This window comes from Roseateles sp. FW301-B2, assembly GCF_058788955.1.
In genome coordinates this window covers 90,408-105,502 of sequence record NZ_JBYTBE010000017.1, presented here as the reverse complement: position 1 = coordinate 105,502, position 15,095 = coordinate 90,408, and the positions used below count along the sequence as shown (strand labels likewise).

Annotated in this window: 12 protein-coding genes; 2 read left to right on the top strand and 10 right to left on the bottom strand. The window is 67.9% G+C overall.

Features of this window, described 5'->3' with window-relative positions; all coding sequences use genetic code 11:
• Positions 1–776, top strand: a 776-nt coding sequence (locus AC3WQY_RS13595; RefSeq protein ID WP_492709089.1) for a substrate-binding periplasmic protein, incomplete at its 5' end; no start/stop codon positions are given.
• Positions 777–783: 7 nt separating this feature from the next.
• On the opposite strand, the gene AC3WQY_RS13590 is transcribed toward AC3WQY_RS13595, so the two are convergent.
• From AC3WQY_RS13590 to AC3WQY_RS13550, 9 genes are all read right to left on the bottom strand, one after another.
• Positions 784–2,235, bottom strand: coding sequence for a coniferyl aldehyde dehydrogenase (locus tag AC3WQY_RS13590; protein ID WP_492709087.1), 1,452 nt, complete (start codon positions 2,233–2,235; stop codon positions 784–786).
• Positions 2,236–2,249: 14 nt separating this feature from the next.
• Positions 2,250–2,597 carry a hypothetical protein gene (locus tag AC3WQY_RS13585; protein WP_492709085.1) on the bottom strand — a complete coding sequence of 116 codons (348 nt, stop codon included), beginning with the start codon at positions 2,595–2,597 and terminating at the stop codon, positions 2,250–2,252.
• A 13-nt stretch (positions 2,598–2,610) separates the two neighbouring features.
• Positions 2,611–4,377, bottom strand: a complete 1,767-nt coding sequence (locus AC3WQY_RS13580) for a carboxypeptidase regulatory-like domain-containing protein (protein ID WP_492709083.1) — start codon at positions 4,375–4,377, stop codon at positions 2,611–2,613.
• Complete coding sequence (locus AC3WQY_RS13575) at positions 4,374–6,008, bottom strand: 3-(methylthio)propionyl-CoA ligase (RefSeq protein ID WP_492709081.1); 1,635 nt, start codon at positions 6,006–6,008, stop codon at positions 4,374–4,376. The genes AC3WQY_RS13580 and AC3WQY_RS13575 overlap by 4 nt, the downstream gene beginning before the upstream one ends.
• Before the next feature lies 1 nt (position 6,009).
• Positions 6,010–8,427 carry an efflux RND transporter permease subunit gene (locus tag AC3WQY_RS13570; protein ID WP_492709079.1) on the bottom strand — a complete coding sequence of 806 codons (2,418 nt, stop codon included), beginning with the start codon at positions 8,425–8,427 and terminating at the stop codon, positions 6,010–6,012.
• 9 nt (positions 8,428–8,436) lie between these two features.
• Complete coding sequence (locus AC3WQY_RS13565) at positions 8,437–9,480, bottom strand: WD40/YVTN/BNR-like repeat-containing protein (RefSeq protein ID WP_492709077.1); 1,044 nt, start codon at positions 9,478–9,480, stop codon at positions 8,437–8,439.
• A gap of 70 nt (positions 9,481–9,550) precedes the next feature.
• Positions 9,551–10,921 carry a DUF1329 domain-containing protein gene (locus AC3WQY_RS13560; protein WP_285232662.1) on the bottom strand — a complete coding sequence of 457 codons (1,371 nt, stop codon included), beginning with the start codon at positions 10,919–10,921 and terminating at the stop codon, positions 9,551–9,553.
• A 10-nt stretch (positions 10,922–10,931) separates the two neighbouring features.
• Positions 10,932–12,734: a DUF1302 domain-containing protein gene (locus AC3WQY_RS13555; protein WP_492709075.1), complete on the bottom strand. Its 1,803-nt coding sequence runs from the start codon at positions 12,732–12,734 to the stop codon at positions 10,932–10,934.
• A 53-nt stretch (positions 12,735–12,787) separates the two neighbouring features.
• On the bottom strand, positions 12,788–13,258 hold the full coding sequence (locus AC3WQY_RS13550) for a 2,4'-dihydroxyacetophenone dioxygenase family protein (RefSeq protein WP_285232664.1): 471 nt from the start codon (positions 13,256–13,258) through the stop codon (positions 12,788–12,790).
• Between the two features lie 244 nt (positions 13,259–13,502).
• On the opposite strand from AC3WQY_RS13550, the gene AC3WQY_RS13545 reads away from it, so the two are divergent.
• Positions 13,503–14,105, top strand: coding sequence for a hypothetical protein (locus tag AC3WQY_RS13545; RefSeq protein ID WP_492709073.1), 603 nt, complete (start codon positions 13,503–13,505; stop codon positions 14,103–14,105).
• A 77-nt stretch (positions 14,106–14,182) separates the two neighbouring features.
• Here the strand turns inward: AC3WQY_RS13545 and AC3WQY_RS13540 are convergent.
• The coding region (locus tag AC3WQY_RS13540) for a substrate-binding periplasmic protein (RefSeq protein WP_492709071.1) at positions 14,183–15,095 on the bottom strand (913 nt) is incomplete at its 5' end.

Here is a 15,095-nt window from a genome sequence, read left to right as displayed (position 1 = left end):
CCCTATGGCCCCGCTTGCGCCCCGCCCTGCTGGCCTTGTGCCTGGGGGCGTGCTGGCAGCTTGCCCCGGCCAACCCGGCGCGCGAGCTGACCGCCTGTATCTCCGACCTGGCGTTCGCGCCGGTGAGCTACCCGGATCGCGAAGGCCGGCACCAGTACCTGCTGCGCGAGGCAGCGGAGCGCCTGGGGCTGCGCATACGCTTTGCGGTGGAACCGCGCCAGCGCTGCGTGGAGAGCGTGGCCGCCGGGCGCTACGACTGGCTGGCAGCGGCCGTCGACACGCCCAGCCTGCGTGCGCGGCTGGCCTACCCGATGCACGGCCAGCAGGTGGACGTGCGCCGCGCCCTGACGCAGCTGCAGGTGGTCTTCCTCGCGCCGGTGGGTGGCACGGCCAGCTGGGATGGGCAGCGCCTCAGCGGGCTGCGCGGCCCGCTGCTCTACCGCAATGGCCATCTGGCGGCGCGGGACTGGGCCGCCGAGCGGGGCGTCGAGGCCTTTGCCTCGGTCGCCACCGTGAACATGGCGCGCATGCTGCTGGCCGGCCGTGCCGGACTGGCCATGCTGCCCGGCAACGAGGCCGACGCGCTGCTGACCCAGCCCGAGTTTGCCGGGCGCCTGCAGCGCCTGCAGCCGCCCGTGTTCGAGGCGGTATTGTTCGCGGTGGCGAGCCCCGCCTATCTCCAGACGCACCGGGACGAGGCCGAGGCGCTCTGGACGGCGATGTCACAGCAGCGCCAGTCGGCGGAGTTCCGCCGCATCGAGCGCCGCTTCGACTGAAGCCGCCTCAGAAGGGTTTCTTCGTCAGCTTCTTGTCGCCATGGCCCAGGAACAGCGCCAGCGAGAGGTGCTGGACGATGTTGCCGTAGGGCGGATAGAACAGCGAGATCGGGAAGAAGCGGTGGCGCTTGAACACCGTGCGCGCATGCGAGAGCTCGCGGAAGCCCTCCTCGCCGTGGTAGTTGCCCATGCCCGAGTTGCCCACGCCGCCGAAGGGCGCGTCGTGGTTCACCACATGCCAGGCCCAGTCGTTGATAGTGACGCCGCCCGAGTGGGTGCGCGCCAGCAGCTCGCCGCGCGCCTTCACGTCATGGCTGAAGGCATAGAGGGCCAACGGCCGCGGGCGGTTCTGGATGTATTCGATCGCCTCGTCCAGGCTGTCGTAGGGCACGATGGGCAGGATGGGGCCGAAGATCTCCTCGCGCATCAGCGCCATCTCGGCGCTCACGCCGGTGACGATGTGCAGGGGCTGCTGGCGGCCCTGGCCATCCAGGGCACCGCAGACATCGATGCCGGCGCCCTTGGCGCGGGCATCGTCGAGCAGGCCCTCGATGCGCGCCGCATGGCGCTCGCTGGCGATCGCGGTGTAGTCGCTGCTGCCGGCGGTCTGGCCCTTGTAGAGAGCGGCAAAGCTCTTCTTCAGCTCCAGCACGAAGGCGCCGACCTTGGCGCGCGGCACCAGGGCGTAATCGGGCGCCACGCAGACCTGGCCGCAGTTGACGCCCTTGCCATGCGCGATGCGGTAGGCGGCATCGGCGATCGAGTAATCGTTCAGCACCACCGCCGGCGACTTGCCGCCCAGCTCCAGCGTCACCGGGGTCAGGTTTTGCGCCGCCTGCGCCATCACCAGCTTTCCCACCGCGGGCGAGCCGGTGAAGACGATGTGGTTGAAGGGCAGCGAGCTGAAGGCATTCGGGTCGGCCAGCTCGGCGCCGATCAGGGCCACATGGTCCTCGTCGAACACCTCGGCCAGCATGGCCTTGAGCGTGGCATTGGTGGCCGGGGTGGTCTCGGGCATCTTGATCATGACGCGGTTGCCGGCCGCCAGCGCCGTCACCAGCGGGCCCAGCGAGAGGTAGACCGGGAAGTTCCAGGTCGCGATCACGCCCACCACGCCCTTGGGCTGGTATTCCACCTTGAGGCTGTTGCTGGCGAACAGCAGCTCGGGCCAGCGCTTGCTGGCCCTCATCCAGCGGCCCAGATGGGTGATGGCGTGGTTGGCCTCCAGCGTGGTGGTCAGCAGGTCCAGCATCTTGGTCTCGGCCGGCGCGCGCTGGCCGAAGTCCTGCGCGATCGCCTCGCAGAGCAGGTCCTGGTAGCGGCTCAGCTGGCGCTTGAGCGCCTTCAGATGCTCGCGGCGCTGCGCCGCGCTGGGATTCGTGTGCTTCAGAAAAGCCTGCTGCTGGCGGGCGAACAGGTCGGCCACCTGCAGGGCCGCGATGTCGTGTCGGTCGTTCATGCGCGTCTCCGGGATCAATGTTTCTTGGCCAGCTTGTGCGCCTTGGCCCAGACGATGGCCCAGGTGATGGCGAACGAGACCAGCATGGCGGTGAGGCTCAGCTGGCTGGCTTCGCCCGCGATGTCCCAGCCCATCAGCCAGGTGTAGATGGGCGTGGGCATGCGGTGTTCGTCGTAGGCCGGGGCGATGCCCAGAGCGGCGATGCCGCAGGCGAGCGCGAAGCGCGGCCCGTCCCTGAACCAGAGCGCGCCGAAGTGGTGGAACAGCTTGCCCAGCAGGATGAAGGGCAGGCCCAGCACCAGCAGCAGCGGGTTCATCAGCAGCGTGATGACGAGGTAGACGAGGAATTCTTGGAAGTCCATGAGAAGCTCCTGCTTAGTTGCCGGCGTCCGGATAGAGGCAGATAAAGGAGGCGCGGCCGCCCTCGATGCCATAGGCCGGCAGGTTCGACGAGGACGAGCAGATGCCGCCGTCCTTGGCGAACACCAGATCGCGCAGCCAGGTCACCCGCGTCGGCATCGGGTAGCTGGCGAACTGCTTGGCCTTGGGGTCGAAGCGGAAGATGCGGTCCGACATGTTCGAGGTGATCCAGACCTCCTGGGTCTTGGGATGCACGGCCAGCGCATAGGGCACCTCGTACTCGTTGTGCGCCAGCAGCGGCAGCTTGAAGGTCTCGAAGGTCTTGCTGCGGGTGTCGAACTTCATCACGCCCGACTCGTCGAAGGCCGGAATCCAGAGGTTGCCGCTGGCATCAAAGCGCAGCCGGCGCGGGCCCTTCAGCGGCGTGTCGAACTCCTGCACCTGCAGGGTCTTGGGGTCGATGCGGCCGATCTTGTGGGCATAGAGCTTGGCGTACCAGATCGAGCCGTCGACCGGGTTGACGTCGATGCCATAGGGGAAGGCAAAGGCCTCGCGGCCCTGGTTGGCCCAGCGATGGTGCGACACGCCCATCTGCAGGTTCTTCTCGGGGAACCAGGCGGCGATCTTCAGCACATAGGGGAAGAAGATGTCCGACACGCCGCGCCAGAAGCCGTTGTGCGGCAACGAGAGGATGGTGAACTTCTCGGTCTTGGGGTCGAAGCGGCCGACCTCGTTGGAGGCCACGATGGTGAACCAGACGATGCCCTCCTTGTCGATGCGCACGGTGTGCGGATAGAGGTGGGTGCGCCCCATCTCGTAGAGCTTGATGGCCTTGGTGACCGGATCGAAGGAACCCAGGCTGGACGAGAGCGCGTTGGTGAACCAGAAGCGCCCGTCCTTGGCCTGGGCCATCGAATGCGGACCATGCTTGCCGGTGAACACGCCGATCGGCAGTTGCACGCCGGCGAAGACGCCGCCCTTGGGCAGGTCGACGTCGGGCAGCTTGTGCTCGCGGACCTTGCCGCTGGCGCGGTCCAGCTCCCAGATCACGTCGTGGCCCTCGTCGACGCCGTAGAGCCGCTCGTCCTCGCCGACATCGGCGTCGTGGATGAAGCTCATGCCATCGCCCACCACCCATTCCTTCACCTTGGCCTTGGCCAGGCCGGCGTGGAACAGATGGGTCTGCACGGCGGCCACCGGCTTGCCGTCGAAGCCCTGGGCCAGCACCTTGGTGATGTCCTTGGCCTCCCTGGGCGTGAGCATGCCGAAGTAGCCCTCCATGCGCTTGACCGTCTCGGCCCAGGCCTTCGGGTCCTTGGGTGCGCGCGTCAGCTCATTGCCCATCTGGTGGCAGTAATTGCACTGGCTGATGAAGGCCGAGCGGCTGTCCACGCTCTGCCAGGGCAGCTTGGTGAGCTGGGCCGAGGCACTCAGGCTGGCCGAGAGTTCGGCCGCGACGCCATGGCGCGCCAGCGCGAACACCTGCTTGAGTTCGGCCGGGCCGGCCGGCAGGTCCAGCGCCAGGCTCTCGTCCTTGTAATAGGGCGCACGCGCGCGCAGATTGACCTTGCCGCTGAAGTCCACCGTCAGCGCGTAGCGGCCCTGCTCGTCGGTGTAGACGGTGTCGCGGCGCTCCTGCTTGGCGTCGATGGCGGTGACCATGACGCCCGCCAGGGGCTTGCCCTCGCTCGTCACCGTGCCGCTGAGGGTGGCCGCCTGCGCTTGCGCCAGCAGCAGCGCGCTCAGGCTCAGTTTCAGGCTCAGGCCTATGCTTGTCTTCATACCGTTGCTCCTTGCAGCAGGTGATCCTGGAACTGCTCGCGCAGCTTGTTCTTCTGCATCTTGCCGGTGGCACCGAGCGGAATCGCGTCGACGAAAAGCACGTCGTCGGGGGTCCACCATTTGGCGATGCGGCCCTCGTAGTGCCGCAGCAGCTCCTGCTTGCTGAGCGCGGCGCCGGGCTTCTTCACCACCACCAGCAGCGGGCGCTCGTCCCACTTGGCATGCCTGGCGGCGATGCAGGCGGCCATCGCCACGGCCGGATGCGACATGGCGATGTTCTCCAGGTCGATCGAACCGATCCATTCGCCGCCGCTCTTGATCACGTCCTTGGCGCGGTCGGTGATCTGCATGAAGCCCTGGGCGTCGATATGGGCCACATCGCCGGTGGGGAACCAGCCGTCCAGCAGCGCATCGCCACCCTCGCCCTTCAGATACTGGCTCAGCACCCAGGGGCCGCGCACCAGCAGCTCGCCGCTGCTCTTGCCGTCCCAGGGCAGCTCGGCACCGTCCTCGCCCACCACCTTCATGTCCACGCCGAAGATGGCGCGGCCCTGCTTGGCCTGCACCGCATAGCGCTGCTCGGCATCCAGCTGCTGCTGCGCGGGCTTGAGGGTGCAGACCGTGCCCAGCGGGCTCAGCTCGGTCATGCCCCAGGCATGCAGCACCTCGACGCCGTACTTTTCCTGGAAGCTGCGCAGCATCGCCGGCGGGCAGGAGGAGCCGCCGATGACGGTGCGGCGCATCGTGCTGAACTGCAGCTGCTGCGCCTCCACATGGGCCAGCAGGCCCTGCCAGACCGTGGGCACGCCGGCCGAGACGGTGACGCGCTCGGCCTCGAACAGCTCGTGCAGGCTCTTGCCGTCCAGGCCCGGGCCGGGGAACACCAGCTTGGCGCCCACCATGCAGGCCACATAGGGCAGGCCCCAGGCGTTGACGTGGAACATCGGCACCACCGGCAGGATGACGTCGCGCGCCGAGCAGTTCAGCGCATCGGGCAGGGCCGCGGCATAGGTGTGCAGCACGGTGGAGCGATGGCTGTAGAGCACGCCCTTGGGATTGCCCGTGGTGCCGCTGGTGTAGCAGAGGCTGGAGGCGCGGTTCTCGTCGAAGACCGGCCAGGCGTAATCATCGTCTTGCGCCTCGACCAGCTCCTCATAGCACAGCAGGTTCGCGATCTTGCTGTCGGCAGGCATGTGGGCGCGATCGCTCATCAGCACGAAATGCCGCACCCCGGGCAACTGGCCGGCCACCGCCTCCACCAGCGGCAGAAAGCTCAGGTCGAAGCACAGCACCTGGTCCTCGGCATGGGCGGCGATCCAGGCCAGCTGCTCGGGATGCAGGCGCGGATTCAGGGTGTGCAGCACCGCGCCGCTGCCCGAGACCGCGTAATACAGCTCCATATGGCGGTAGGTGTTCCAGGCCAGCGTGCCGACGCGCGCGCCCTCCCCCACGCCCAGCGCTCGCATGGCCTTGGCGAGGCGGCGCGCACGCGCGGCCAGGTCCTTGAAGCGATAGCGATGGATGTCGCCCTCGCAGCGGCGGCTGACGATCTCCTGCTCGGCGTGATGCCGCTCGGCATGGCGCAGCAGGGATGAGATCAGCAGCGGCTGCTGCATCATGAGTCCGTTCATATCAAGCGGCTTTCTTGCGGATGTGTTGATCGTTCAGAAGGAAATGCGAGAGCGCCGGGATCAGCACCAGGGCGCCGACCATGTTCCAGACGAACATGAAGGTCAGCAGCACGCCCATATCGGCCTGGAACTTGATCGGCGAGAAGGCCCAGGTGATGACGCCGGCGGCCAGGGTCACGCCCACCAGCGCGACCACGCGGCCGGTGAACAGCACCGCGTCGCCATAGGCCTCGGCCAGCGTGAGCCCGCGGCGCTGGCCGGCCAGCTGCACCGAGAGCAGGTAGAGCGCGTAGTCCACGCCTATGCCCACACCCAGCGCGATCACCGGCAGCGTCGCCACCTTCACGCCCATGCCCAGCCACACCATCAGGGCCTCGCAGAGGATGGAGGTCAGCACCAGGGGCAGCACCGCCACCACGGTGGCGCGCCAGCTGCGGAAGGTGATCAGGCACAGCGCGATCACCGCCGCATAGACGTACAGCAGCATGGTGGTATTGGCCTGCTTCACGACGATGTTGGTGGCGGCCTCGATGCCGGCGCCGCCGGCGGCCGGCAGCAGCTGCAGCTTGGCCGCATCGGTGGGATGTTCGGCAATGAAACGCTCCACCGTGGCCAGCACGCTCGAGAGCGTGGCGGCCTTGTGGTCGGACAGAAAGGCCACCAGCGGCATCACCGAGCATTCGGTGTTGAACATATCGGGGTTGTTGACGCTGGCCTGCTGGGCGCCGTAGTTCAGCACGTCCTGGTTGCGGCTGATGGTGAGCCACTTCGGGTTGCCCTCGAAGCTGCCGGCGGTGATCTGGCGCACCACGTCCTGCAGACCCAGGGTCATGCGCACCTCGGGCAGCTGCTGCAGCTCCCAGGCGAGCTGATCGACATGCTCCAGCGTCTCGTACTTGAGGCAGCCCTCGGGCGGCGTCTTCACGATCACCGCGAACACATCGCTGGAGAGCGCGTAATGCCCGCTCACATAGGCGTTGTCGCGGTTGTAGCGCGACTGCGGGCGCAACTCGGGCGCACCGGGGTCGAGGTCGCCGATCTGCAGGCGCTGGCTCACCACGAAGCCGGCCACGCCCAGCGCCAGCGCCACCAGCACGGTGACGCTGGCCCAGCTGCGGCGCTCGGCGAAATGGTCGAGGAACACCCACAGGCCGCGGTGGCCGGCAAGCTGGCGCTGCTCCAGCTCCAGCGTGCGGCGTGCCGCGCGTGCGCCGACGCCGACGAAGCTCAAGAGCACCGGCAGCAGCAGCAGATTGGTGAACACCAGCACCGCCACGCCGATGCTGGCGGCCAGCGCCAGTTCGCGTATCACCGGAATCGGGATCAGCACCAGCACCGCGAAGCCCACCGCATCGGCCAGCAGCGCGGTGACGCCGGCCAGGAAGAGGCGGCGGAAGGTGTAGCGCGCGGCCACCAGGCGGTGCGTGCCGCGCGCGATGTCCTGCATGATGCCGTTCATCTTCTGCGCGCCATGGCTCACGCCGATGGCGAACACCAGAAAGGGCACCAGCATCGAATAGGGGTCCAGCTCCAGGCCGAACAGCGCCAGCAGGCCGATCTGCCAGACCACCGCGATCAGCGAGCAGGCCAGCACCAGGGCGGTGGAGCGCGCGCAGCGCGTGTAGCCGTAGAGCAGTGCTCCGGCGATGACGATGGCGATGCCGAAGTACAGCGCCACCTGCACGAGGCCGTCGAGCAGGTCGCCGACGATCTTGGCGAAACCGATGATGTGGACCTTGAGCCCCTGGGCCTCGTATTTGGCGCGCAGTTGGTCGAGGTCGTGGCCCAGCTGCCAGTAGTTGATGCGGCTGCCGTCGGGCCGGCGCTCCAGCAGGGGCAGCACGATGGCGCTGCTCTTCAGGTCGTTGGAGACCAGGCTGCCGACCAGGTTGGCACGCGAGACGTTCAGGCGCAGCTGCTCGATGCTGGCCGGCGAGCCGTCGAAGCCATCGGGCATCACCGCGCCGCCGTTGAAGCCCTCCTCGGTCACCTCGGTCCAGCGCACCGCCGGCATCCAGATCGACTTGACCCAGGCGCGGTCCACGCCGGCGCTCAGAAACAGCTCGTCGTTGAGGTGCTTGAGCGCGTCCAGGTACTTGGCGTCGAACACCGTGCCATTGCCCAGGCCGGGGTTCTCGACCACGATGCGCAGCTGGTTGCCCATGCCGCGCAGCTCCTGGCGGTGCTGCAGGAAGTTCTGGATATAGGGATGACCGGTGGGGATCATCTTCTCGAAGCTGGCGTTGAGCGTCACGCGCGTGCACATGAAGCCCAGCAGCAGGGTCGCCAGCGCGCACAGCAGCAGCATGCTGCGGCGGCGGTTGAACACCGCACGCTCCAGCCAGTTGCCGGAATGGCGCGGGAAGTCGGCCAGGTCATGGATGACCGGCATTTCGGTGGAGGTGGTGCTGATCGCCATCTTGTATGTTCAGTCTTTGGGCAGCGGCAGGCTGCGCAGGCCGCGTGCGCCGCCCAGCAGCAGCCGCGTGGGCGTGGCGGCCAGGGCCGCCAGTGGCAGGGTCTCGGGCAAGGCCACGCGCCGGAAGCTCTGCGCGCCGTCGCGGCTCAGCGCCACGCTGCCGGTCTGGTCGGCCAGCCAGAGTTCCTGCGCGGCGCCGCGGCTCGCCGCAGTGATGCTGGCCTGCAGCGGGGTGTCGAGGCGGGTCCAGGTCTTGCCCGCGTCGCGCGTGGCATGGGCATGGCCGCGCATGCCGTAGGCGATCAGCGTGTCGCCGGCATCGAGCAGGCCGAAGAAGCTGCCCTGGTAGCCGCCGTCCAGCGCCACGAAGCGCTGCTGCGCGGCATCCAGCCTGAGCAGCAGGCCGGCCTCGCCGGCGATGTAGAGGCTGCCGCGATGCGGGCGGATGGCATAGAGGTTGAGCAGGCGCGGGTTGTCCGTGCGTTCGAACCAGGGGGTCCAGGTCTTGCCCGCGTCGGCGGTGTGCAGGATCAGGTTGTAGGCGCCCACCACGAAGCCCTCGCTGGCGCTGCTGAAGAACAGATCGAGCAAGGGCTTGTCGGGCCCCGCCTCGGCATTGCGCTGCGCCTCGGCCAGCAGGCGTTCACGCGCCTCGGAGGCCGGCAGGGATTGCAGATGCGCGAGCAAGAGGCTGTTGGCCTGGCGGCCGTCGAGCTTGAGGCTCCAGCTGGCGCCGCCATCGCTGCTCGCCAGCACCACGCCGTCGTGGCCCACCGCATAGCCCTGCTTCGCATCGACGAACTGCAGCGCGGTGAGATCGGAGGCGACCGGCACGCGCGCCTGGGTCCAGCCCTGGCCGCCATCGTCGGAATAGGCGATATGGCCGCGCTGGCCCACCGCCACCAGGCGCTGCGGGCCGGCCGCAGCGATCGCGGTGACGAGGCGCTGGCTCAGCAGCGCCGTGGGGCGCGCCGGGCGCGCCAGCGGGTCGGCCTGGGCGGCGGGCTGCAGGGCCAGCAGCAGGGCGGCGAGTATCAGGGTTTGTTTATGCATGGCAATAGGTGGGGCGCAACCGGCAAGGTAGGTATTTCAGGAAGGAGACACCGGCCGCGCCCCGAAACCATCAGCGAATGCCGGCGCCGGCGAGCGCCTCGCTGGACCACTGCCCCGCGGGCAGCGCGTCGATGAACTTCATGCCCACCTTGTAGGCACCCAGCAGGCCGGAGACGTTGTAGCCACCGCCGACGAAGTCGTAGAACACCTGGGCCGAGGCCGAGGGGCTGGGCAGGTCGTAGCCGGGGGTCATGAAGGCGAAGCCGGAGCGGTAGAGCTGGCCGCGCGCGTCGTACTGGTCGGAGGCGATCGCGAACCAGCTGTCCTCGTCGATGTAGAAGTTGCGCTTGGCGTAGATGTGGCGCTTGCCTTCCTTGAGCGTGGCCTCGACCACCCAGACGCGGTGCAGCTCCCAGCGCACATGGTCGGGGTTCAGGTGGCCCGGCGTGGTGGCGGCATAGGGGTCGGCCGCGTAGGTGAGCTTGTAGTTGTTGTAGGGCACCAGCATCTCGCGCTTGCCGACCAGCTTCCAGTCGTAGCGGTCCAGCGCGCCGTTGAAGACCCAGGCGTCGTCATAGGTCGAGGCACCGGCGGCGCCGGGGTTGGGCGTGTCGTAGGCGATGTCGGGTGCGAGCTTGACGCGGCGCTGGCCGGGCAGGTATTGCCAGGCCTTGCGGTTGTTCTTCATCGGGTTGATGTAGTCCTGCGCCAGCACGCCCTCGCCGGCCCGGCGCGCCGGTGCGGTGTAGGCGATCTTGGTGCGGAAGTAGACGTCGCTGTCGGCCGACACCGCGCTGCGCTTGGGGTCGTAGAAGGGATATTCGACATTGATCTGGCCGCTGGTGGCCAGCACCGCCTTGCCCGAGGAGTCGACGTTGATCGAGTCGTACTGCGTGTAGTAGCTGTGGCCGTTGAAGCGCAGCAGATGGTTCCACATCACCTCCTGCCCGGTCTTGGGGATGGGGAACGGGATGCCGGCGTAGGTGCCCTCCACGCCCAGGCCGCCGTCGGTGGTCTTCACCGAGGTGGCGTTCTTGATCGTGTTGTCGATCACGTACTTGGGATAGGCGGCGCTGCGGTGCGAGGGATAGACGTCGATGCGCATGTCGGGAAAGCGCTTCAGCAACTCCCTGGCGCCCGCGGTCAGCTTGGCCTCGTGCTTGGCGGCATCGCCGGCCTTGATCGAATACAGCGGCTTCTCGGCCGCGAAGGGGTCGGGGCGCAGGCCCGAGCCCTTCTGGTAGCCGGCCGGCAGCGCGGTAAGGCCGCCGGTGTAGTCGGGGATGCTCTTGTCGGCGTTGCCGGCCATCTCGGCGCCCATGGGCGTGAGGCTTGCGCCCAGCTTCTTGGCCTCGTCGGCGCTCACGGCGGCCTGGGCCTGGGCGGCGGCCAGCGCCAGCACGGCGCCGGCGATCAGATGCAGATTCGTCTTCTTGCTCATGGCTTGTCTCTCAGAAGGTGGTCTTGAAGGTCAGCAGCACATGGCCGCGATCGGACAGCAGGGCCGGCGTGCCGTTGGGCACGTTCATGGCGCCGTTGGCCAGCTGGCTGTAGTCGCCATAGAAGCCCACATAGCGCAGCGCCAGGTTGTATTTGCCCTGGATGTCGGCGGCCAGGCCCAGCGAGAAGGAGCCCGAGTCCTTGTTGCCGCCCGACACCACGGCCGAGTTGCCCTTGATGCCGGCCGACCAGGACAGCGGCAGGCTCAGGTCCACGCTGGGCAAGACCTGGTACCAGGTGGGCACGAAGTTGATGCCCAGGCCGACAAAGTTCTTGCTGGCCGCGTCGATATTGGCCGGGTTGGACGCATAGGCCGCGCCACCCTTGAAGACGGCGGCGTTCTGGGTCACCTTGGTCCAGGTGTTGTAGACCGCCTCGGCCTGCCAGATCGCGCTGTCGAACAGCGCCGTCTTGGGCAGGGAGCCGATCAGCGCCAGCACGCCATGCACGGTGTTGCCGCGCGCGCCGGGGGCATCGTCGGTGACCGCCGTGCTGGCCAATTGGCCGGCGGCCGGGTTGGCGATCTTGGCCGGCAGCAGGGTCACCGGCGCGCTCTGCAGCGGCATGTTGCGGCGGTAGCTCAGCTCGGCGCCGACGCTCACGCCCGCGATATTGCGCGACAGGCTGAGGCCCAGGATGTCGATGTCGCGGCCGTAGTAGGCGCGGTACTGGCCGATCTGACCCGACAGGATCTGCGGCACCGTGGCGGCGGCCGGGTTCACATAGCAGGTGGTGGGCGCCAGGGCCGTGAAGCCCAGCGCGCCGCAGGTGGCGGCGGGCAAGGCGGCCACCGCCGGCGCCACGCTCAGCTGCGGCTGGATGTCGGCGGTGCGGCGCAGGTAGAGGCCGGCCGTGCCGTCCAGCCACTCGGGGCTCCAGCGCGCCATCAGGCCCCAGTCACCGGTCTTCTTGGGCGTGCCCATGGCGCCCTGCAGCATGCGCTGGTTGGGGCCCACCACCAGGCTGTCGCCGCCCTTGAGCAGGCCGTCGTTGACGGTCAGGAAGGTGCCGGCCTCGGGGTAGCGCGCCGCCTCCCAATCGAAGAAGGTCTGCGCCGCCAGCGTCAGCTCGGGCGTGGCCACCAGCTGCGCGCTGAGCGAGTTGCGCGGCCGGAACAGCTCCTTGATCTCGATGCCCGGCGTGGCCAGGGCCTTCCACAGGTCCAGCGAATACTGGCCGTAGGAGATGCCGTGGATGGCGCCACCGCCCAGCAGGCTCTCGCCCCAGTAGACGGTGTGGCGGCCGGCGCGCAGCGTCAGCGGCATGTCGGCCACATCGGCGTTGGCGAACACGAAGGCATCCAAGAATTCGCCCGAGGCGCCCTTGGCAAAGCGGCTGGCATAGGGCGAGAGCGCGCCGGCCACCGGCTTGCCGCCCACCAGGGTGTTGGCGGTGGCGGTGGAGCTGCCGTCCAGGCTGCGGTAGGCGGCGTCGTACCAGCCGGCGGCGCTGAGGCGCGCGCCGAAGCGCTTGTTCCACACCAGATCGGCCTCGCTCAGCAGATCCAGACGGTTGGCCACCAGCTTGCCCTTGGCGAAGTTGCGGTCGCCGTCGTCCTGGTTGGGGTTGCCAAGAATGGCGGCATCCTGCGGCTCGACACGGCTGCCGAGGTTGTAGCGCAGCGTGGTGTCCCAGCGCAGCACCAGATCGGCGTTGCCGGTGTCGATTTCAAAGGCATGCAGCGTGCCGCTGGCGAACAGGGCCGCCGCGGCAAGGCCGAGCGCGGTCACGCGCATCTGGGCTGGACGATTCATCGGTTTGTCTCCTGGACTTTTATGGATGTGGAGGGAGGAGGAAAAGGTCGGGCTCAGTGGCAGGCACTGATGTCCATGGGCTCGACGCCGGCATGCGCGCAATAAGCGAGGTAGCGCTGCATCACCGTCTTCCAGTTCTCGACCGCGAGCACTTGGCCGTGCTCGTCAAGAAAGGACAGATCGCCGGCTATGACGTTGAAGGTGAGGGTCTCGCCCGCGTGGCCCAGCGCCTCGGGCGTGTGGATGGCGGCGGCGGTCTCGAACACGACGCTGCCGGGGCCGGCAATCCAGTCGTGCTCGCGGTATTTCCAGCGGCCGCTGACGGTGAAGACGATCAGCGCGCCCGAGTGATGGTGGCGCGGCAGGTTCAGACCGGCCGGCGCGCGCAGCAGCAGAATCATCTCGCCGCGCACCGGATCGACGCGAAACACCTTCAGCTGCACGCCTTCCGAATAGGGCGTGAAGGGCAGCCAGGGCAACGACTCATCGTCGATGACCGAGGTGCTGATCTGCTGAAAATACATCGCGGGCTCCAGCGGCTTGGGGTGCTCGCATGGTCGCGACTCGGCCCTCCGGCAGCGATGTCTGGGCCCGCCAGGTGGCAGTCAGTTTCCGCCAGGGAGTGTTTGCCCTAGGAGGCCGCCCGGGGCCAATTTGGAGCGCTCACACTAGGAATTGCGCCCCTCTTGGGTATCCCTCTCTAGAACTCGCCGCCCATACTGCAGGCGAACCATCCAACCAATCAACTACCCGCAGCGAGGCCACCCCATGCGCAACCCCACCCTGACCCGCGTCACCCTCAACACCGTCGAGCATTGCCGCATCGCCGCCAAGCAGTTCGTGCTGGCCTACCGCCTGGGCAGCCAGCGCGTCATCGGCAAGCTGGACGGCGCCTTGGCCAACACCGCCGTGAGCCCCCGCATCACGGGTCTGACCGGCTGGGTCGCCAAGGGCGTGGAACAGGTGGCCGAGCGCAGCACCCAGGCCATCGACTTCGGTGCGCACACCGCCGCCGCCCAACTGAGCAAGGCCGCCAAGCTGGTGAAGGGCGTGGACAACGAGATGCTGGCGAACGGCCTGCAGACCGCCTCGCGCCTGAGCCTGCCCACCGCGCTGGCCCTGCTGGCCGTGGCCGGCAAGGCCGCCGCCGGCGCCGACAGCTTGGTGAAGGCGGTGCAGCCGACGAAAAAGCCCGCCAAGCGTGCCGTGCGTCCGACGCGCCCCGCCGTGAAGGCGGCCGTGAAGCCTGCCGCCCGCAGGCCCGCCGTCAAGGCCGTGAAGGCGATGAAGCCGGTGGTGGCAGCAAAGGCCAAGCCGGTGCGCGCTGCCGCCAAGAAGGTGGCCGTGACGACCGAAACCGCCGCCGCCTGACTCGCAGCTGAAGCCTGAGCAAACGGCCCGCCTGCGCGGGCCGTTGCCACGTCTGAGGCCGCGAAAGCTGCGTCCGCTCAGGGTTTGAAGGGCATTTCCCCACCGTGCTTGAGCCACAGGCGGCGTGCGTCGCCCGATCGGATGAGTCGCTCAATGCCGGCGTTGATCTCGGGCAGCAAGCCGGCTGCCGGGCCGTCCTTCATGGTCAGCAAATGCGCTGCCGGCGCATCCACATCCGGCAGCTCGGCATGCGCGAGCTCGCGGATGGAGAGAAAGTCCTTGCCCAGGTACTTGAAATTGCTGATGAGCTCCAACTCCTCGACAAAGAAATCGCAGCGCCCGCGCAGCAGCATGCGAATCATGCCCTCATAGCCGCTGTTGCTGATCTGCAGTTCCGCGGCCTTCAGGCCGTAGTGCGCATAGCTACCGCTGGCCATGCCACAGCCCCGGTACTTCCTTAGATCGGCCTTGTTCGCCAACTCGAGAGGTGCATCGGCCCTGAAGAACACCTGGGGCGTGAGTGAGCGATAGTGCCGTGAATAGTCAAAACGCTTGGCGCGCTCAGCGTCGTAATAGCCGCCCATCGCGAAGTCGATCCGCCCCTGCTCAACCTCCCTGAGGCAGCGCGCCCAGGGCATGCCGATGAAGCGGGGCTCCTGCCCTGCGGGCAACGCCAATCGAATCAACTCGACCGCATAGCCGCTGACGTTGGTGCTGCGCTGGCCGTCCGCATCCTTGACCCAGTACAGCGAGGGCGGTGGGTCGGGATCGCCGCAAAAGCTCAATTCCGCATGGCTGGACGCACTGCCGCATAGGGCTGCGAGACCCCACATCCATTGCCAGCGACCCAGCCTATCGAACCGCAACTTCAAGCTCGCCCCCCCCTGCCTTTGCTGCGACGCCAGTGTGCCATGCCGTCCGGCAGCACCGAAAGCCCTGCGCGAGCAAGAAAAAACCCCACGAGGCCTGCGCCTTGTGGGGTTGATCTGG

What these genes read in the sequence shown, in the direction of transcription:
- AC3WQY_RS13575 (WP_492709081.1), bottom strand. Translation starts at nt 6,008, where the DNA reads ATGAACGGACTCATGATGCAGCAGCCGCTGCTGATCTCATCCCTGCTG.
- AC3WQY_RS13545 (WP_492709073.1), top strand. Translation starts at nt 13,503, where the DNA reads ATGCGCAACCCCACCCTGACCCGCGTCACCCTCAACACCGTCGAGCAT.
- AC3WQY_RS13550 (WP_285232664.1), bottom strand. Translation starts at nt 13,258, where the DNA reads ATGTATTTTCAGCAGATCAGCACCTCGGTCATCGACGATGAGTCGTTG.
- AC3WQY_RS13585 (WP_492709085.1), bottom strand. Translation starts at nt 2,597, where the DNA reads ATGGACTTCCAAGAATTCCTCGTCTACCTCGTCATCACGCTGCTGATG.
- AC3WQY_RS13560 (WP_285232662.1), bottom strand. Translation starts at nt 10,921, where the DNA reads ATGAGCAAGAAGACGAATCTGCATCTGATCGCCGGCGCCGTGCTGGCG.
- AC3WQY_RS13570 (WP_492709079.1), bottom strand. Translation starts at nt 8,427, where the DNA reads ATGGCGATCAGCACCACCTCCACCGAAATGCCGGTCATCCATGACCTG.
- AC3WQY_RS13580 (WP_492709083.1), bottom strand. Translation starts at nt 4,377, where the DNA reads ATGAAGACAAGCATAGGCCTGAGCCTGAAACTGAGCCTGAGCGCGCTG.
- AC3WQY_RS13590 (WP_492709087.1), bottom strand. Translation starts at nt 2,235, where the DNA reads ATGAACGACCGACACGACATCGCGGCCCTGCAGGTGGCCGACCTGTTC.
- AC3WQY_RS13565 (WP_492709077.1), bottom strand. Translation starts at nt 9,480, where the DNA reads ATGCATAAACAAACCCTGATACTCGCCGCCCTGCTGCTGGCCCTGCAG.
- AC3WQY_RS13555 (WP_492709075.1), bottom strand. Translation starts at nt 12,734, where the DNA reads ATGAATCGTCCAGCCCAGATGCGCGTGACCGCGCTCGGCCTTGCCGCG.